This is a genomic window from Peribacillus sp. TE19612 (assembly GCF_056279465.1).
The window spans coordinates 396,747-416,288 of record NZ_JBWCCL010000001.1; the positions used below are offsets into that span (position 1 = coordinate 396,747).

Here is a 19,542-nt window from a genome sequence, read left to right on the forward strand (position 1 = left end):
GGGGTTAAAATGGATTTACGACTATCAGATGAACAAAAAATGGTGCAAAAAACAATACGCAAGTTCGTGGAAAATGAATTGATTCCATTGGAAAATGAAGTACTTCGCAATGAAATGGCAGGAAAACCTAGTTTACCAGAGGGGACATTGAAAGATTTACAGGAAAAAGCAAAAAAAGCCGGGTTTTGGGGCATTAATACCCCGGAGGAATTTGGCGGGGCAGACCTAGGTCAGCTCATGATGGCAATTGTCTTGATGGAAGTATCAAAAACGTTTGTACCATTCAGTTTTGGAGGTTCGGCTGATAACATCCTTTATTATGCAAATGAAGAACAGAAACAGAAATATCTGATCCCTACGATTAATGGTGAGAAAAAGTCCTGTTTTGCCATGACGGAACCGGGAGCTGGGTCCGATACGAGAAATATTAAAATGACGGCAGTAAAAGAAGGGAACGAATGGGTGCTGAACGGTGAAAAAACGTTCATTACCGGAGGAAATGATGCCGATTTCGTCATGGTCATTGCCGTAACAGACAAAGAACGTCATCAAGCGACCGGAACGGAAGGGGTAACCTGTTTCATTGTAGACCGTGATATGGGCTGGAGATCAGAGTATATCAATACGATGGGAGAATGGGGACCGGCCGGTTTAGTTTTTGATAATGTCAGGGTACCCGAAGAAAACATCTTAGGGGAAGTGCATGGCGGTTATAAACTAGGCTTGGAATGGATAGGGTTTGCAAGATGGATCGTAGGCGCACGCGCTGTCGGTTCTGCAGAAAGATTGCTGCAAATGGCAATAGAATACGCTAAAGAACGAGTCACATTTGGTAAACCGATCGCTGAGCGCCAGGCCATTCAATGGCAGATAGCTGATTCGGCTGTAGAGATTGAAGCGGCAAGATGGCTTGTATTGAATGCGGCTTTTACACTTGATAATGGAGAAGACAACCGCCATTTAGCTTCAATGGCTAAACTCTATGGAGCCAATATGGGGAATCGTGTCGTGGATCGAGTATTGCAGATACATGGTGGCATGGGCTATACGAAGGAGCTTCCCATCGAACGTTGGTACCGCGAGGCAAGGCTTTGGAGGATTTATGATGGTACGGATGAAATACAGCGTATGATCATTTCCCGAAATTTGATTAAGGGTCATGTTAAATTAGGACAATTCTTATAATAGATTAGGAGGAAACGATTATGTCAGGGAGATTTTCAGGGAAAACAGCTTTAGTTACAGGTGGAAGCAGGGGGATTGGCCGGGCGATCGTCGAACTGTTTGCCAGTGAAGGCGCAAACGTGGCGATTATCGATATCAACGAAGAGGTTTTGACAGCAACAGGAAATGAATTAAGGGACAAGGGTTATACCATTTTTACCAAAGTGACCAACGTGGTCAATCCAGAAGAGGTGGAAGCATCGATAAAAGAAATAGCCGACACATTCGGATCGCTTGATATTCTCGTGAATAATGCTGGGGTCATCCGGGATAATTTACTTTTTAAAATGACCGATTCAGATTGGCAGACGGTAATGGATGTGCATTTAAAAGGTACTTTCAATGCAGTACGTGCCGCCCAGAAGCATATGGTTGCAAATAAGTACGGAAGAATCATCAATATATCATCCACTTCGGCCCTTGGGAACCGCGGGCAGGCTAATTATTCAGCCGCAAAAGCTGGGCTTCAGGGGTTAACAAAAACACTGGCGATTGAACTTGGCAAATATGGGATAACGGCTAATTCGGTCGCACCAGGCTTTATCGAAACCGAAATGACGAAAGAAACAGCTAGGCGGGTGGGAGTGAGTTTTGAACAATTCATCCAGGATAGGGCAAATAGTATTCCGGTTGCCAGAAGCGGTTTGCCAAGTGATATTGCTCATGCTGTTGCATTCTTTGCCGATGAGGCATCCTCATTCATTAGCGGGCAGGTTTTATATGTTGCGGGCGGTCCAAAAAATTAAGGGAAAAGGCGGGATGTTATGTTCAACGATAGTATTGGAAAACGATCCAAACCCGTTATAAATATAGTTGAACGGGGAGCCGTAAAAAAATTCGCATTATCGATTGGTGATCCCCACCCGATTTTCATTGATGAAGAAACAGGCAGGCAATCAAGGTACGGTACGAATATCGCTCCACCAACTTTCCCAAGGGTCTTTGATTTTGGGACGATTGAAAGCTTAAATCTCCCGAATAAAGGCTTGATTCACGGTGAGCAGGTATATCGCTATAACAGGCCGCTGAAGGTAGGGGAAGAAATCAGCTGTTATACGGAAGTGAAAGACTATTATGAGAAAAAAGGGAAACAAGGGGAAATGGGATTTCTAGCCTTTAAAAATTATGGGACGGATGCAAATGGGGAAATTGTCTTCACTGCTGAACAGCTTGTCATTTTAAATGAAACGATCAGAAGGATGGTGATGAGTAAGTGACGACATTAACCGAACTTCATATTGGTGACTCGTTACATTCTATCGAGCTTGCACCTGTAACGCGACTGGACCTCATTAAATATGCCGGCGCATCAGGTGATTTCAATCCCATTCATACCATTGATGAGGAAGCAAAAAATGCTGGTCTTCCAGGTATCATCGCACATGGAATGTGGACGATGGGAAACCTCGCAAAGCTATTCAGTAATCTTTATGAAATTGGCTTTATCGAAGAATACAAGATTCGTTTCAAAGGCATGGTTTTCCTGAATGATGTCATAACTCTTCAAGCGGATCTAAAAGAAAAAAATGGGAATAGATATTTTTTCAACGTAGCGGCCACTAACCAGTCAGGTAAGGAAGCGATCAGTGGAGAGGTTATTTTTAAGACTTACTGAGGTAAAGTAGTGATGAAAATTATTTCATCACTACTTTTTTTAGGAGCGAAATTCGACAATTTTAAAGGAGTTTCGAAAATTATCCAGAATTGTACTTAAAAAGAATTCTTTTTGCGGCGGTGAATAGTAATGAATCAAGTGAAACAGGATTCTCAGCTTAATTTGCTCAAAGAGTGGACCTTTCCTGCACTAGTCGTGGATTCTGCAAATCGGATTAAGGATTGGGGAAACTATTTTAATCAATTGTTAAGCCAGGATGGTAATAATACATTAACCGAACAATTCGATGAGTGGCAATTTCTCGATAATAAAAGGCTTGCAGCTGCAAGGCTGCATGATAAACGGTATTTATTTTTATTAATGAAACAAATGGATGCTGACAATATTCTTTATATAGGCAGGGAAACAGAATTTTTGGACGATTTACTGATTGATGCTCATGAAACGGATAAATTGAATCGCGCACTGGATGCAATAATCGAAAATTCCTATGATGGAATATACATCACCGATCAAGATGGAATCACACTTTATACCAATTCGGCAATTGAACGGATCACAGGCATACCAAAAGAGTATTATATCGGCAAATCTGTGGACCAATTGATTAAACGCGGCATACTGAATGCGTCGGTGACTCATAAGGTAGTGAAGCTGAGACGAACGGTATCAGTCGTACAGGATAATTTTGCGGGAAAGGAGACATTGATAACAGGGAGTCCCGTTTTTAATGCAGAAGGGGAAATAGAGCAAGTCGTTACGAATATAAGGGATTTATCTGATTTAAATGAACTGATGCATGAGTTGACGAAAGCTAATGAACTGAATAATCAATATAAGCAGGAAATTGAGAAACTGCGGAAGATAACGAGCAAAGATGGAGTCGTATTCGTCAGTGATAAAATGAAAATGATTTATGAGATAGCAGAAAGAATATCGGATATTGATGCGACAGTACTCATACTGGGGGAAACGGGTGTTGGAAAGGATGTCCTTGCCCGAAATATCTATAATCGGAGCATCCGATCTAAAAAAGGAGACTTCATCAAAATAAATTGCGGGGCAATTCCCGCTGATTTATTGGAATCCGAGCTCTTTGGATATGAAGGAGGGGCATTTACCGGAGCCAATCAAAAAGGAAAACCAGGGATGTTTGAACTGGCAGAGAGTGGTATCCTATTCCTGGATGAAGTCGGTGAGCTTCCCCTGCAACTTCAGGTGAAGCTGCTCCGGGCCCTTCAGGAAAGGGAGATTCAAAGAATCGGAGGTACAAAACCAAAGAAAATCGATGTTCGCATAATAGCAGCCACGAACCGAAATCTTTCGGAAATGGTTAAATCGGGTGATTTTCGTGAAGACCTCTTTTATAGGTTGAATGTCATTCCGATCACGATACCTCCTCTAAGGGAAAGAAGAGAGGATATCTTGGCATTGACTGACTTGTTTTTAACAAAAGCAAACGAACAATATAAATTCTCAAAAGAAATAGATTCGCGGTTGAAGGAATATTTTTATCAACATGATTGGCCAGGAAATGTCCGTGAATTGATTAATATAGTGGAAAGGCTCGTCGTGCTGACGGATAATCGAATATTATCGATTAACGACCTTCCGGAAGAATATCAGCCGGAAAATCGGAATCAACCGAACCTCAATGCTACCTTAACTTTAAAAGAAGCGGTGGAAAGAGCCGAAAAGGAAATTTTGACGAAAGCGGCTCAAACTTACCAAACTACATATGAAATAGCAGAAGCCCTGGATTCCAGTCAGGCAACAATCGTGAGGAAACTTAAAAAATATCGATTAAAGGTCAGTGGAAAAGAATAGATGAGTTTGAACTGTAACTCCCATTGTTAGAAAAATGGGAGTTACAGTTTTTTTGACTATACGATAGGCGAAAATTCAATAAAAAATATAGATTGAATGTAAACCAAAGACGAAAAAATAGATTGGAGCAGCAGTGTCCAACCTAGATTCACCAGCTGTAAACATCTTTGGCTAGAGCAGGTTCTTACTGAGGAAACCAGTCTGCACCCACAACCACGATTATTGGGATGAATAGCAGGAGAGGGTATGATACAGCGTGGTAGAATAAAACTATATTTATTTACAGTTCCGATAAATAAGAGGAAAAGCCGATTTATACATGGGAGGAGGAATATGTAAGGTTACAGAATTAATTTATCAACTCAGATTTTCGCTCAAAGCTTCAGAATGTCAGAGACAAACAGGGGAAATTATCAATAAGATATCTGATTAAATCCTATTCAATATATTGATTTAAACGGGTTTATTAAAGCTTTAAAACTTGGTAAGCCATTGAAAATCATGTATATTATTTTTATACACATACAAGGGTAGTGGATCATTTTAATTGGAAAATATATATAAAGAACCAGCTACACTAGTTCAGCCTAATTATTTTCAAATAAATCACTAGAAGGGAGATATAGAATTTGGACTCACTCCAGTTAATTGAATATGACATAGCCCTGCTTGTACGTCTAACAACATCCCCCAGTAGACAAATAGGCAACCTAGATCGATCCGAGTTTTTATTGCTAAGTGAATTGGATAAGCATGGGCCACTAGGCATTAATGAATTGTCAGACCAATTGAGACTGAATGTGTCTACCGCAAGTCGCCAGGTTGCCGCTATGGAGTCAAAGGAATTCATTCGCCGCTATCCAGATCCGAAAAACGGAAGAATCAGCTTAATTGTCATGACGAAAGAAGGGCAAGAAATATTACATAATGCTCAGAAGTCTCGTCAAGAAAGATTATCCGATATTCTTAAAGACTGGTCAGAGGAAGATTTAAACGTTCTTCAGAGGAATTTAACACGTTTGAATCAGGATATTAAGAACTGGAAACAAAGATAATCCGAATTTTGATAAGCAGAAACAGTATTGTTTATTACATTTTAATGAACCTTTTCATGAAAAAGCCTAATTCAAATGTTCTTATTTGAATTAGGCTTTTTCATTTTTCCGTGTTATAGGTTTGTTTGGGTAATATTTTTATTGCTATATTTTATATATGTTGTATAATACAAATTGTAAATAGCAAGTTTGGGTAAGTTGCATGTTTAACTGCTCAATATGAATGGATGGTGAAGACTTTTTTCTTTTAAAAATATTAATGAATGGAATTTGACATTCAAAATTAGCTTAGAAAGAAAGGGGGAATTATATGAATTCACAAAATAATGTTTTGAGTGGCGAGATAAAGAAACCCCTCTTGCCGGAATATGTGCTCATATCTATATTAACGTTATTTTCATTTGGGCCTCAATACTTTACAAGTCTTTCCTATATCTTGAATCAAATGGTTATTCAAAATGGACTTAACTTAAGTACACACGTTATGTTACTTCCATCCATTTGCTCAAATTTGGCTTTTTCGCTAGGTCTCCCATTTGGACGTATCCTTCCCATGAAATATGGAACAAGAAAAATTTATCTTACTTTCATTTTCATATTCCTTGGTGGAACGATCATCAATATTCTATGCTGGGGGATCATTCCGCTCACCCTTGGCAGATCACTCCAAGGTTTAGGGGCAGGTGTATTGTTTCTGACAATCCTACCGCTTAGTTTAAGGTCTTACCCAAACAAGGTGCGGAATCTGTTTATATTGTTTGCGATAGGTGGTTTATTTGGTTGCAGCGCGGTAGGTGCATTTGTTGGATCCTTATCTTTAAGTATTTCTGAGTGGCGATGGATATTCTTGTTAAATATTCTCTCATCCCTCATTTGCCTTATAATCGGGTTCAGAATCTTACCCAAAACGAAGCCAGAGTTAAATTCAGGAACGATGAAACATAACATGAAAGGAATTTTCTTATTCACCTTATTAATATTGGACTTGATTTTCCCGCTGTATAACTTACAAGAACACGGATTAACATCAAATCAGGTTTGGCCATTTTTTGTGATTGCTCTTCTATTGGCGTTATTGTTCATAGCGGTTGATTTTAATGCTGTTGATCCCTTTATTCCAATCCGATCATTGTGGTCAGCAAAAACAGTTTCAGGAACAATTATGGCTTTAACTGCTCATATTGCTCTTATCGTCGCGATTGCAGGAGCTAATGGGTTTTTGCGTAACATTCTTGATCCTCCATTCATATACCTTACTTATTTTTATTTGTGGTTTTTTGTTGGATTCTTGGCGTCAGGTATCGTCTGTACTCTGCTGTATGACAAATGGGGTGCAGGCAGGCTGGGAATGGTAGGTTCCATCATCATAATAATGATCAGTATTCAATGGAGATCAATGGGAACCGAGGTTTCTTTAACGGCAATAAATGTTCAAATGGCTTGTATTGGCGTAGGCGTAAGCATGGTGCTATTATCAGGGGCATTGGGAACAGCACTAGCAGGTGACATTCACAAGGCAGTACTACGGTCGTCATCCCTGCATTCTATGAGAAATTTATTTGGTTCAATTGCTGGACCAGTAATAGGATGGTTTGCTTATCGAATGCATGCGATTCACTATGAAGATGTTCGAGGGGAAATATCACTATTGAACCCCGAAACTAACTCAGAGATGGCCGGATTGGTCCGCAATTATATCAATAATGGACATACACTGACAGAGGCAAAAAGCATGGCCTATTATTCAATGGGTGTGAATAGTCAAAAAGGTGCGCTTCTAGGAGCTTACCATGATTTATTTACCATTCTCCTGGTATTAGGCATAATCATGTTGTTAGCTTCCATCGGAAAGGCTGTAACGGGCAAAGGAAGGTCGCTAGTGCAGAAAGAGCAGCATATTTTACTTCCAGCACCATTGGAAAAAACGAATAAAAAGGGGAAATACGTATGAGTAAAGGTCGTTTAATAATAGCCAATATTTTGGGTGTTCTTGTTGTAATTGCTTTGCTAGCAGGCGGTGCATACTTTTATTATCAAAATGAGAACTTTGTTAAAACTGATGATGCGAAAGTATCTGCAGACATGGTTCAAATTGTAGCACCAGCTTCTGGTATGCTCAAAGATTGGGATATTAAAGAAGGTAAAGATGTTACAAAAGGAAAGGCAATAGGAACAATTGATGAAGAAGGTCAAGCCGTTTCCATAAAGTCTACCATGGAGGGAACGATTATTAAAAATGGAGCCGGAAATGACCAGTTAGTACAAGGTGGCCAAGTGCTAGCCCAAGCTGCAGACCTCAAGCATTTATACATTACAGCTAACATCAAGGAAACAGATTTAAAGGATATTGAAAAAGGCGATTCAGTGGATATAAACGTAGATGGGGATACCGATGTAACTTTCGAAGGAAAAGTAGAAGAAATCGGCTATGCTACTAAATCTGTATTTTCGACTTTACCAGAATCGAATACGGGCAATTTCACAAAGGTCACTCAAAAAGTTTCTGTTAAAATCTCAATTATGAATCCATCTGCCAAAGTACTTCCTGGTATGAATGCTAAAATCAAAATCTCGTTGTAGACGAAAATTAGCATGAATTCATCCAAGAGGAGTGGAAACTTTTATGAAAATCTATGTAGTCTATGATAGTGAAGGTGAACATACAAAGGCATTGGCATATTCAATAGTAGAAGGTGCGCAAGAAGTGCATGGTGCAGAAGTGCATATGGATCATGTGGATCAGGCAGATGTATATAAGCTATCAGAAATGGATGCGATTGTATGGGGATGTCCTGGACATTTCGGTACGATTAGCTCTGGATTGAAAGCTTGGATTGATAAATTAGGCTTCTTATGGGCAGAAGGTAAGCTGATAAACAAAATTGGTGCTGTATTTTGTACGACTGCTACCGTCCATGGAGGATTAGAAGCAACGATGCTTAACCTCATTACTCCCATGCTTCACCAAGGGATGATTATCGTGGGCTTACCTGGTAATATTCCGGAAAATGCTCTATATGGATCTTATTATGGGGTAGGGGTTTCCTGTCCTGTTGATAGTGCAGATTTTCTTCCTGAGCAAGCCCAAGAGTTAGGAAGAGCTTTAGGAAAACGTGTAGCCGAAGTCGCACGAACTTCAGCACATGTACAGTAAGGAGTTGGGCAGATGGTGACCATTATTGCTTGTATAGTATTGGCTATGGCTGTTATCGCGGGATTGTTCAAGATAAATTTTTGGTCATCCTCAAAAGAAGAAGAGGTACATGAAACGGTTATAAACGAAATTGGTAAGGAAGCTTTCCATTCACCTGACAAATCTGAATTGGTTCCAGAGGAGACTCTAACCGGTTCCGCTGGGAAGGTTAAGCACATGAACGATCAGGCCTACCGCCAAGCCCTTCAATGTTTCCAGGATACGATGCAGGAAGATTTAAACCTCAAGCGATTGGCTATGAAGGATGAAGAATATAGAAAAGCTTTAAAAAACATGAATCGTAAGCGTGAGAATGAAAAAAACTGAGAAGTGTAGAAAAATTCCTAAGGATTAACTAACTCTAAAAAGTGAGGTAACATTAAATCGTGAGTTAAGTACACCTGCAAGGTAACGGTTCTTAGACATTATAATGCGTGACCCATTCGATCGGTAAGAGATTAGAGGAATAACAATAATATAATAGGTGATCTCTGTGGTAAAAGCTGATAAGGAAATCTTGACGAAAGCGGCTTAAACCTAGCAAATTACCATGAAATCGGAGAAGCGCTTGATTCCAGTCAGGCAACAATTGTGAGGAAACTTATAAAATATCGATTAAAGGTCAGTGGAAAAAGAATAGGAAAGTATGAACAGCACCTGCAATTTTGGATATTATCCAAATTGGAGGTGCTGTCTTTTTGACTGAATTCCTAATTATATTTACGCTTTTTTGGGGGATGACGGGCTTTATTACCTTAGAATAATTATTGGTTCTTAGGTTGCGTTTTTGTGCATTATTACCTGCTAATGTATGAAATGATGGAAGTTATAAACGGGATTTTTTGGTTCCTTTCCTTTTAAATTTTTTTATTGATTCAGAAATGATTTTTTCAGTCAATAGTGAATGAAGGACATCCCGTATGGAACCGATACTTTTGAGATTTTACAATTCAATAATGAATTTACAGACTGGTTATTAGCCTTATTGAAGGTAATTTAATGTTTGGCACAGCACTTGCATTTAATAACAGGAAATTAATCTACGGAATGATCCTCCCATGGAAGGTGCGAGGTGAAAGGGGTGAAAAAACCCGACGGCTACCATGGATAAACCGTCATTAAACAGAAAATGGAATCATTGGCTTTCCCTAAATACAGCTTGTCTGCACAATCGTTACGCCTAAAAAAATGAAAGCGCTAACAATGAATCAAGAGAATTTTCCGCAACACCTAAGCTATTCTATAGGCGGAGAATAACAGGGAATTAAAGCTTATTGGCCTTCCCGAGATGTTGATGCTATGGGAGAGTATGTGAAAGTGTTTTTAATACAGATGTGTGCTTTTAAAATATGGACAGGATTGTGAGCCAGGAATGAACAGCAAAGTGAAATTCATTAATTTTCAAGGAGGAAGTAAATGGAAATTTTGATCCAGCAGCTTTTTAATGGTTTGACGATTGGCAGCGTATATAGTCTTGTTGCACTGGGATTGACGCTAGTATATGGAATTTTGCATATTCCGAACTTTGCACACGGTGCCCTATATATGTTGGGAGGATATATCACGTTGTCAATGATGACATTATATGGGGTCAATTACTGGATTGCCATGTTCGTATCCATTATCGTTGTTGGTTTGTTGGGAGTCCTTTTGGAACGTTTCGTGTTCCGCCTGTTAAGGGAGGCACCTCCGTTGCACGATAAGATTGCAGCCATCGGCATTCTCCTTTTTCTTGAAGCTTTTGCCCAATTTGTCTGGGGTGCCGACTTCCATACTATGACTTCTCCATATGGTCAAGTCGTCAATATCCTGGGACTGACGTTCACACTTCAGCGATTATTGATCATCGTGTCAGCTATCGCAGTAATGGTTTTACTTTACCTTTTCCTAAAAAAAACTTATGCAGGTTCGACGATAATTGCAATGGCCCAAAGCCGTGAAGGGGCATCATTAGTAGGGATCAACATTAATAAAGTCGCGATGCTTACCTTCATGATATCGGGGGGATTAGCAGCCATCGCTTCATCCCTTGCATCACCGATTAATCTTGTTTTTCCCGGCATGGGGCATTTAGTCATCCTAAAAGCCTTCGTCATTATCATATTGGGTGGGATGGGCAGCATCCCGGGGGCGATCGTAGGTGGATATATCCTAGGTTTCAGTGAGAGCCTGGGTGCAACTTATATTTCAAATGATTATAAAGACATCATTGCATTCATACTTTTAGTCATCATATTAACGGTGAAACCAACAGGTCTTTTTGCAAAGGGGGAGAGGTAGTGTGAAGATATTAACGAAAAGAAATGGGATTATCGCTCTTATCGTCTTTGCTTTTTCATTCCCCTATATCGCGCAAAACGATTATTATCTCCATATGCTGACACTTTCGTTCATCTGGGCGATAGCTGTTTATGGAATCAATTTATTATCAGGCTATACTGGATATCTCTCGCTTGCACATGCTGGATTTTTTGCGATTGGAGCATATTCTCTTGGCCTGCTCACAGTAAAAGCGGGAATGAACTTTTGGCTGGCACTAATATGTGCATGTTTAATAACATGTGCCATTGGGTTTTTAATCGGTTTGATTGCGCTGAGGACAAAGGAACACTTTTTCGCGATTTATACCCTATGTGTGGGTTACATCATATATCTGGTGATCGATAAATGGGAGGGACTTACAGAGGGGGTTAGGGGATTGATCGGGATCCCTGCTCCTGGGAATATAGGGCCGGTCACATTTGATACTGCAGCATCCCAATATTATCTCGTTCTCATTTTCCTGCTTGCAGTGATTTTAATCGTGTATCGAATTATTCGCTCGTTGACCGGCAGAACGTATATGGCCATCAGGAACAGCGAGGACCTTGCACAAACGATTGGTATATCCACAATGAAGAATAAGTTAACCGCATTTGTCCTATCCACATTCTTCGCAGGTTTGGCAGGTGCCTTGTATGCTTCATTCATTCGTTTCATTGGACCTGATATCGGATCAACTGCCATCATGTTCGATCTATTGATGTATTTATTGGTTGGTGGAATCGGGACACTTTCAGGTCCATTGGTAGGAACATTATTATTAGTAATCCTGTCGCAGAATCTGCAATTCCTTCAAGAATATCGAATGCTGATATTCGGACCATTACTTACGGTGATCATTATCTTTTATCCGCGCGGAATAGCAGGGGCCTTCTTTGATTGGCAAAGAAAGCGAAAAGATAATTCGCTGTCCGGGGTTAGGGGCGAATTGCACATAAAAGCTGAGGAGGGATGAATTTGCTAATCGAAACTAAGAATTTGACAAAGCGTTTCGGAGGATTGGCGGCCGTCAATAATGTGGATTTTTCAATTGAAAAAGGTAGAATCAATGCAATAATCGGGCCAAATGGTGCAGGGAAATCCACTTTTTTTAACTTGATCAGTGGCTTTCATCGACCAACTTCCGGGACGGTTCTTTTTAAAGGGATTGATATCACCAAACTTCCTGCCAATGAAATAGCGGGGCTCGGAATTTCAAGAACCTTTCAAACGACAAGCCTTTTCGATCAATCGACCGTGTTGGATAATGTCATTGTCGGTCATAGACTGCGAACAAAATCCAATTTGGTGGATGCCATTCTAAGAACAAAACGTTTAAAACGGGAGGAAGCGGCTTGCAGGGATAAGGCTATGGAGGTGCTTGATATTGTCGGATTAACGGAATCGGCTGACAGAATGGTCTCGAGCATCTCGCAGGAGGAAAAGAAACGGACAGCCATTGCCCTAGCCCTAGCGACAGAACCGGAAATCATCTTTCTTGATGAACCTGCTGCGGGAATCAACCCGGATGAAACGGAAGGTTTGACAGAACTGATTAAAAAATTGAATCGATCGGGACTGACCGTTTGTTTAATCGAGCACAAAATGCATATGATCATGAACTTGGCAGACCACATCATGGTCCTTAATTACGGAGAAAAAATTGCCGAGGGCACACCTAAGGAAATCCGCGGAAATGAAGCGGTCATTAAAGCCTATTTGGGAGGGAGTGCCAGTGCTTAAGTTAACAGATGTCGCCGTGAATTATGGAAGTTTCACTGCGATAAACCATGTGAATATCGAAGTTGCCGAGGGAGAGATCGTTGTTTTGCTAGGAGCTAATGGGGCAGGAAAAAGCACGACTTTTCGTTCAATAAGCGGAATCAGTAAGCTTTCCAAGGGGGAAATCCATTTTCAAGGCATGCCGATAGGGGGCCGTGCCCCGGATAGGAATGTCCGGGAGGGGATCGTTCAGTGTGCCGAAGGACGTAAACTGTTTCCACAGATGACCGTTCAGGAAAATCTGCGGATGGGTGCCTATGTGCATCGAAAGAAAAAAGCGGAGATCAAGGATTCCTTGGAATACGTTTATCACTTATTCCCGATTTTAAAAGAAAAGCATCATGATGAAGCGGGAAGCCTGAGCGGCGGCCAACAGCAAATGCTCGCAATTGGAAGGGCTTTGATGTCGAAACCGAAATTGTTGATGCTTGATGAGCCTTCGGTGGGACTCGCTCCACTCATTGTCGAACAAATGTTTCAAGTCATTGAAGAAATAAACCGCGAAGGAATCACAATCCTGCTTGCTGAACAAAACGCGAATGCTGCCCTAAGCATTGCAGATAAAGGATATGTTTTTGAAAATGGGGAAATTGTCGTTCAAGGGACAGCAAGTGAGTTATTAGCCAATGATGAAGTAAGGAAAGCGTATATTGGGGCCTGAATAAATTGAATGGGGGATTTTTATGAAAAAACTGAAAGTATTATTTGTCTTTCTCCTGCTAACCATCACTGTTTTGACCGGGTGCAATAAAGGGGATAGCCCTGTGTCTAGCAGTGGCAGTAAAGGAAAAAATGACAATGTCGTAAACATCGGTTTTAGCGGTCCTTTAAGCGGGGCAGCAGCGTTATATGGGAAACGGACATTGAATGGTGTCGAAATGGCCGTCAATGAAATTAATGATGCTGGTGGTTTTGAAGTAGATGGTAAGAAATACACGTTGAACTTAGTATCGTTGGACGATAAATACTTACCTAATGAAACCGGGTCGAATGCTAAACGTTTAATTCAGGAATATGATACGCCGATCATTTTCACGCCTCACAGCGGAGGCGTGCTGGCACTTCAGGTTTTTAATGAACAAGAGGAATTCATCATTGGTGCATATACGAGTGAACCGGCAGTGACCGAGAGCGGAAATTCATTAACTGTTCGAATTCCACCGAATTACGAGGGGTATATCGAGCCTTTTACAACATATGCGATGGAAAACTTCGGCAAGAAAATTGCCGCTTTGCCAACATCTTCGCAATACGGTAAAGACTGGACGGAAGCCGTGCTCCCACATTGGGAAAAGCAAGGCGGAAAAGTCGTTTATAATTCTTCGATTGATTTCGCCAAAGAAACCGATTTCTTTACGATTGTCACAAATGCCTTGAAAAAAGATCCTGATGTGCTATTCATCGGTGGAGCTTCGGAACCTACGGCAAAAGTGGCGAAGCAAGCTCGGGAGCTAGGATTTAAAGGCGGTTTCATCATCATGGATCAAGCAAAGCTGGATCAAATGAAGCCGATTGCAGGTTCATATGAAACATTGGAAGGCTCGATTGGCGTTCTGCCATTGATGGACTCAGATGAAGAAGCAGTGCCTGCATTCGTCGAGAAATATCAAAAGAATTATAAGGAAGATCCAAGCTCCGAAGTAGGATTGAATTATATCGCCATGTATGCGTTTGTGGAAGCGATGAAATCTGCAGGCAGCGTTGATGATGCCAAGGCCATCCGTAAACATATGCAAGACGGACTTTCAAATATAGGGCCAGATCAAAAAATATACGATATTCCCTCGATTGATGAAAATGGAGGATTTGCATCAACTATTGTCGTCGGTGCAGTAGAAAACGGGAAAGTGGTCCCTATCCGTTAACTGGGTAAAGGAGTGCAGGTGTACCGGGTCTGGCGTAGTATACTAGTTTAGCATTTTGCAAAATTGCGTGTATCGTTCCTAATAAGGTGACGGTACACGTTTTTTTGTTGAAAAAATCCACACTAAAAATAGTAGGCTCCTTTGGGTAAATTAAGCCACTCTGAAAGGGATAGATGCAAGTCCGCCAGCATCGGGGTTTTGAAGAACGGAGATTGCCGGTTAACAAATTTTACAAAAATATCTTGTCTCTTAGTAATGAAAACGCTATCATTGAATATAATATGAAATATAATTTCATTATTTTCTATTAAAAAATGAAATTATATTTAAGTGATTGTTTATAGGAGGATTCAATTGTCTATGGAAGAACATTTGCGTTCATTAACGACTGAATTACGGAACGAAAAGACGATGAATATCGACAGTGTTAATACAATGGACATCATTTCTGCAATCAATAAAGAAGATTTTAAAGTGGCAGCAGCAGTTCAGGAGGTATTGCCAGAGATTGAAAAGGCAGTTGAATGGGCTTGCGAATCGTTAAAAAAAGGAGGGAGACTCATATACATCGGAGCAGGAACGAGCGGAAGGCTCGGAGTGCTGGATGCCGTGGAATGTCCCCCGACTTTCAGCACTCCGCCTGATAGGGTGCTGGGAATAATCGCAGGAGGGGAAAAGGCATTTGTTCGGGCTGTTGAAGGTGCAGAGGATAAAGAAGAGTTTGGGGAAAATGACCTGATTGACGTGGCGCTTACAGCAAATGATACGGTTATTGGCATTGCGGCAAGCGGGCGCACTCCTTATGTGAAGGGCGCTTTACGTTATGCAAGAAAGGTCGGGGCTAAAGCGGTCGCTTTATCATGCAATAATAACGCGAGCATCACGAAAGAAGCTGATATAGGGATTGAAGTGGTGGTCGGGCCGGAAGTGTTAACAGGATCCACGAGAATGAAAGCGGCAACCGCACATAAAATGGTACTCAATATGATTTCAACGGCAACCATGATCCGATTGGGCAAAGTCTATGAAAATCTTATGGTCGATGTAAATGTCAGTAATCAAAAACTGAAGGACCGTGCAGTAAACATCATAGAAACAGTAACGAATGCTGACTATGATCAAGCTTTGAATACGCTTGAAAAGGCAAATAATCAAGTTAAGCCAGCGATTGTCATGATAAAAACGGCAACAGATTATGAAAAAGCAATGGAGTTACTGGAAAAAGCGGATGGAGATGTCAGAAAAGCCATCTCGATCTATGAAGATTAGGAGGGAAGCAATGGCTACAGGAGGATTATCCATTATACAGACGATGTTGAGCAAGCTGCCGCAATCAGAACAAAAACTAGCGGAATATATTCTACAGAATCCTCATGAAGTTGTGAACAGCACTGTACAGGAATTAAGTACGTCTGCCCAAACAAGCGGGGCTGCTGTTATTAGGTTGTGTAAATCGCTTGGAATAAAAGGATTTCAAGATCTGAAAATAAGGATTGCTGGAGATTTGATGAAGACGGTTGAACAGGGCTACCGGGATATCGAGCCTTCTGAATCACTGTACCGGATTGTGGAAAAAACAACGAGTAATTCGATTCAGACCATCCGGGACACATCTGAAATAATCGATCATGATAATCTCAAACATGCCATAACGCTGATGCTGAATGCAAAAACCGTCCACTTTTGCGGTGTGGGTGCTTCGAATATAGTTGCTGCGGATGCTCAGCAAAAATTACTTCGCATCAATAAAGGAGCAACGGCTTTTACAGATATGCATTTAGTTGCAACCCTGATTGCAAATGCTGATGAGAATGACATCGTTTTTGCCATTTCATTCTCTGGGGAAACACCTGAAGTTGTCAATATATTGAAGCTGGCAAAGGAACGTGGGGTCAAGACAATCGGGCTGACTCATTATGGCCAAACAACGGTATCTTCTTTGTGTGATGCCACTTTGTTTACATCCTATTCGAATGAAGCACCATTTCGAAGTGCAGCAACATCCTCACGATTGGCGCAATTATATATGATTGACATTTTGTTTTTGGGGATGGCTTCAGAGCAATATGAAGAAACTGTCCAATATATTGATAATACCAGGACTGCCATTAAATCGATGACAGATCGATATAAATGATTAATGCGAGATTTGACAAAGGGGGCTTATGAATGGGTAAGGGGGATAAGTACGCCAGTTTAGCAGAAGAGTTATTGGGGAAATTAGGTGGGGCATCTAATGTTGCCGATGCTGCACATTGTATGACCAGACTGAGGGTATTGCCAATTGATCGTTCGAAAGTAAAAATGGAAGATATAAAAAATACGGAAGGCGTTTTTGGCGTCATTGAAGAGGAAACGATACAAATCGTCCTCGGGCCAGGCGTGGTGAACAAGGTTCATACAGAATTTGAAAAGCTTCTGGAGGAAGCTTCGGGAGATTTGAACTTAAAAGAAGTAGCCTCGAAGAATAAATCAGAGATTGATAGGAAAAACGCAAAACCGTTTAAACTTTTTTTACGCAGGATTGCAAGTATTTTCATCCCTTTAATTCCAGCCTTAGTGGCATCTGGTTTGATTACCGGTATTACAAAGGCAATCGTTCAAGCGGGCTGGCTTGCAGCAGAATCACAATTAGCCATCATTTTAACCGTTATCGGATCCGGTCTGTTTGCCTACTTGGGGATTTTGGTTGGGACCAATGCTGCAAAAGAATACGGCGGATCACCTGCACTTGGTGCCCTTGCTGGTATCTTGGTCATAAACCCGGCCGTCGGCGACATTTCATTGTTCGGTGAAAATTTGCTCCCTGGCCGCGGTGGATTGATAGGAGTACTCTTTGCAGCTATTTTCATAGCCTTGGTGGAAAAACAGGTCAGGAAATTCATTCCTCAATCACTGGATATCATTTTGACGCCAACCATCGCTTTACTCATTACCGGGATTGTCACTTACATTGTATTTATGCCGGTAGGAGGGTTTTTATCGGATGCCATTACGAATGGGTTATTGAATGTATTGGATTTCGGTGGTGTTGTAGCTGGATTCGTGCTTGGGGCTGCTTTCCTCCCTCTCGTCATTACTGGTTTACATCAAGGTTTAACGCCTGTCCATCTAGAATTGATAAATTCGATTGGTGATGATCCACTGCTTCCCATTTTGGCGATGGGTGGCGCGGGCCAAGTGGGAGCGGCATTTGCCATCTATATGAAAACGAAGAAAGCAAGTTTGAAGAGAGCTATCGGAGGAGGCCTTCCTTCAGGAATGCTAGGTATTGGTGAACCCCTTATATTTGGAGTGACCCTGCCATTGGGCCGGCCCTTCTTAACTGCATGTTTAGGTGCAGGAGTAGGCGGAGCATTCCAAGCTCAATTCGGGATTGCCACGTCTTCCATCGGTGTGTCCGGACTGCCGCTTACCTTTCTAGTTCATCCAAACCAAATCGCCCTGTTCCTTGCTGGGTTGTTCATTTCCTATATAGCAGGGTTTATTTTTACGTATCTGTTCGGATTTAAAGATGAAATGGCGGTTGAATTTAAGTGATCGGAATTTCTTTTTATCTACAGGACCCGCATGCAGAAACACAAATTATACATGCTGCTAACCTAGGAGTGAAGAGAGCATTTACCTCGCTCCATATTCCTGAAGAAAAGGGAGACCTCGTGAAGAGGATGATCAGGCTTTTAAAGCTTGCAGAGGACTATGGAATGGAAATCCATGCAGATGTCTCATTAAATACGCTTGATCATTTGGGGATTAACAAATTTATGGATTTATGGCCATTAGGTATTAAAGGGATTCGCCTTGATGATGGGTTCGATAAAGAAACGGTCATATCTTTATCTAAGGTGTTTTCACTCTCACTAAATGCAAGTACGTTGAATGAAGATGAACTTTTAGCCGTGCTTGGGGGCGGAGTGGAACCGGAAAGTCTGATAGCTTGGCACAACTTTTATCCAAGGCCTGAAACGGGCCTTGAAGAAGAGTTCTTTCATGAACAAAATAGAATGTTCAAGAAATACGGCATACCGATCTTTGCTTTCATCCCGGGTGCAGGAAGTAAACGCGGTCCTCTTCATGAGGGTCTTCCAACGCTTGAAAAACACAGGTTGATGAATCCTTACGCCGCCGGAATTGAGCTGATCCAGCATGTGGAAGGAGTTTACGTTGGAGATCAAGGAACGGAGGGTAATTTGCTTGAGAATCTAACTGCATATAAAAATCTGAACATTCTAACCATTAGAATAGCATCCCGACTTTTGCAAAGCGGTCAGTATAAATTGAGGCCAGATGTTTCTCAAGATGTTTTCCGGCTGCAGAATACCCGGGTCACCGCAAATGTTGAGCCGAGTAATACAGCTGCACGAAGCCTTGGATCCATAACGATGGACAATAATGCTTATGGAAGGTATCGGGGAGAGGTTCAAATTTGCAAAAGAGACCTAGGGGCAGACCACCGAGTCAACGTTATAGGAAGAGTTATAGAAGAAGATATTCCCTTGCTGTCCCTTCTAAAGCCTGGTCAAACAATAAAACTTATAATTGAGTAAACAATTGGACTCAAAGAATCCAGGGATAAATGGATACATTTCATGAAGGCTTTTTAAAGAGGCGGCTGCTGGGATTCCCGATGCTGCCTTGATTTCTTTATAGTATCTATATAGTTCATTTCCATTCATTTTT

The 19,542-nt window shown here is 41.2% G+C and carries 19 protein-coding genes; all 19 read left to right on the forward strand.

The genetic code is table 11. The annotated features are described in order from the left end of the window. Window positions 1-9: 9 nt before the first annotated feature. The 19 genes from ACZ9AO_RS01900 (at window position 10) to ACZ9AO_RS01990 (ending at window position 19,409) form a co-directional block, all read left to right on the forward strand. Window positions 10-1,185: an acyl-CoA dehydrogenase family protein gene (locus ACZ9AO_RS01900; RefSeq protein ID WP_053534833.1), complete on the forward strand. Its 1,176-nt coding sequence runs from the start codon at window positions 10-12 to the stop codon at window positions 1,183-1,185. 20 nt (window positions 1,186-1,205) lie between these two features. Continuing rightward, the gene (locus ACZ9AO_RS01905; RefSeq protein ID WP_048678590.1) at window positions 1,206-1,970 is read left to right on the forward strand and encodes an SDR family oxidoreductase; all 765 of its coding nucleotides are present in this window, start codon (window positions 1,206-1,208) and stop codon (window positions 1,968-1,970) included. Window positions 1,971-1,988: 18 nt separating this feature from the next. Next, window positions 1,989-2,441 carry a MaoC family dehydratase N-terminal domain-containing protein gene (locus tag ACZ9AO_RS01910; protein WP_251539298.1) on the forward strand — a complete coding sequence of 151 codons (453 nt, stop codon included), beginning with the start codon at window positions 1,989-1,991 and terminating at the stop codon, window positions 2,439-2,441. After that, window positions 2,438-2,839, forward strand: a complete 402-nt coding sequence (locus tag ACZ9AO_RS01915) for a MaoC/PaaZ C-terminal domain-containing protein (protein ID WP_053534836.1) — start codon at window positions 2,438-2,440, stop codon at window positions 2,837-2,839. Before ACZ9AO_RS01910 ends, ACZ9AO_RS01915 begins: the two co-directional genes overlap by 4 nt. Before the next feature lie 129 nt (window positions 2,840-2,968). Next, on the forward strand, window positions 2,969-4,666 hold the full coding sequence (locus ACZ9AO_RS01920) for a sigma-54 interaction domain-containing protein (RefSeq protein ID WP_082196382.1): 1,698 nt from the start codon (window positions 2,969-2,971) through the stop codon (window positions 4,664-4,666). Between the two features lie 629 nt (window positions 4,667-5,295). Continuing rightward, the gene (locus tag ACZ9AO_RS01925; protein WP_053534838.1) at window positions 5,296-5,721 is read left to right on the forward strand and encodes a MarR family winged helix-turn-helix transcriptional regulator; all 426 of its coding nucleotides are present in this window, start codon (window positions 5,296-5,298) and stop codon (window positions 5,719-5,721) included. Between the two features lie 310 nt (window positions 5,722-6,031). Continuing rightward, window positions 6,032-7,672, forward strand: a complete 1,641-nt coding sequence (locus tag ACZ9AO_RS01930) for an MFS transporter (protein WP_476108322.1) — start codon at window positions 6,032-6,034, stop codon at window positions 7,670-7,672. Beyond that, on the forward strand, window positions 7,669-8,301 hold the full coding sequence (locus ACZ9AO_RS01935) for an HlyD family secretion protein (RefSeq protein WP_251539302.1): 633 nt from the start codon (window positions 7,669-7,671) through the stop codon (window positions 8,299-8,301). Before ACZ9AO_RS01930 ends, ACZ9AO_RS01935 begins: the two co-directional genes overlap by 4 nt. Window positions 8,302-8,344: 43 nt before the next feature. Continuing rightward, window positions 8,345-8,875, forward strand: coding sequence for an NAD(P)H-dependent oxidoreductase (locus ACZ9AO_RS01940; protein WP_476108323.1), 531 nt, complete (start codon window positions 8,345-8,347; stop codon window positions 8,873-8,875). Window positions 8,876-8,887: 12 nt separating this feature from the next. Then, window positions 8,888-9,241: a hypothetical protein gene (locus tag ACZ9AO_RS01945; protein WP_476108324.1), complete on the forward strand. Its 354-nt coding sequence runs from the start codon at window positions 8,888-8,890 to the stop codon at window positions 9,239-9,241. Window positions 9,242-10,330: 1,089 nt separating this feature from the next. Beyond that, the gene (locus tag ACZ9AO_RS01950) at window positions 10,331-11,194 is read left to right on the forward strand and encodes a branched-chain amino acid ABC transporter permease (protein ID WP_476108325.1); all 864 of its coding nucleotides are present in this window, start codon (window positions 10,331-10,333) and stop codon (window positions 11,192-11,194) included. Window position 11,195: 1 nt separating this feature from the next. Then, entirely contained in the window at window positions 11,196-12,191 is a 996-nt protein-coding gene (locus ACZ9AO_RS01955) for a branched-chain amino acid ABC transporter permease (RefSeq protein ID WP_375541139.1), read from the forward strand. Beyond that, window positions 12,188-12,958 (forward strand): ABC transporter ATP-binding protein, encoded by a 771-nt coding sequence (locus ACZ9AO_RS01960; RefSeq protein ID WP_375564063.1) that lies wholly within the window; start codon window positions 12,188-12,190, stop codon window positions 12,956-12,958. The genes ACZ9AO_RS01955 and ACZ9AO_RS01960 overlap by 4 nt, the downstream gene beginning before the upstream one ends. Next, window positions 12,912-13,658 (forward strand): ABC transporter ATP-binding protein, encoded by a 747-nt coding sequence (locus ACZ9AO_RS01965; RefSeq protein ID WP_207118035.1) that lies wholly within the window; start codon window positions 12,912-12,914, stop codon window positions 13,656-13,658. Before ACZ9AO_RS01960 ends, ACZ9AO_RS01965 begins: the two co-directional genes overlap by 47 nt. Window positions 13,659-13,680: 22 nt before the next feature. Beyond that, the gene (locus ACZ9AO_RS01970) at window positions 13,681-14,862 is read left to right on the forward strand and encodes an ABC transporter substrate-binding protein (RefSeq protein ID WP_048678565.1); all 1,182 of its coding nucleotides are present in this window, start codon (window positions 13,681-13,683) and stop codon (window positions 14,860-14,862) included. Window positions 14,863-15,222: 360 nt separating this feature from the next. Continuing rightward, entirely contained in the window at window positions 15,223-16,131 is a 909-nt protein-coding gene (gene murQ / locus ACZ9AO_RS01975) for an N-acetylmuramic acid 6-phosphate etherase (protein WP_476108474.1), read from the forward strand. 10 nt (window positions 16,132-16,141) lie between these two features. Then, window positions 16,142-16,999, forward strand: coding sequence for a MurR/RpiR family transcriptional regulator (locus tag ACZ9AO_RS01980; RefSeq protein WP_063593364.1), 858 nt, complete (start codon window positions 16,142-16,144; stop codon window positions 16,997-16,999). A 32-nt stretch (window positions 17,000-17,031) separates the two neighbouring features. Then, window positions 17,032-18,402 (forward strand): PTS transporter subunit EIIC, encoded by a 1,371-nt coding sequence (locus ACZ9AO_RS01985; protein ID WP_063593365.1) that lies wholly within the window; start codon window positions 17,032-17,034, stop codon window positions 18,400-18,402. Beyond that, the gene (locus tag ACZ9AO_RS01990) at window positions 18,399-19,409 is read left to right on the forward strand and encodes a MupG family TIM beta-alpha barrel fold protein (RefSeq protein WP_476108327.1); all 1,011 of its coding nucleotides are present in this window, start codon (window positions 18,399-18,401) and stop codon (window positions 19,407-19,409) included. Before ACZ9AO_RS01985 ends, ACZ9AO_RS01990 begins: the two co-directional genes overlap by 4 nt. Window positions 19,410-19,542 lie beyond the last annotated feature (133 nt).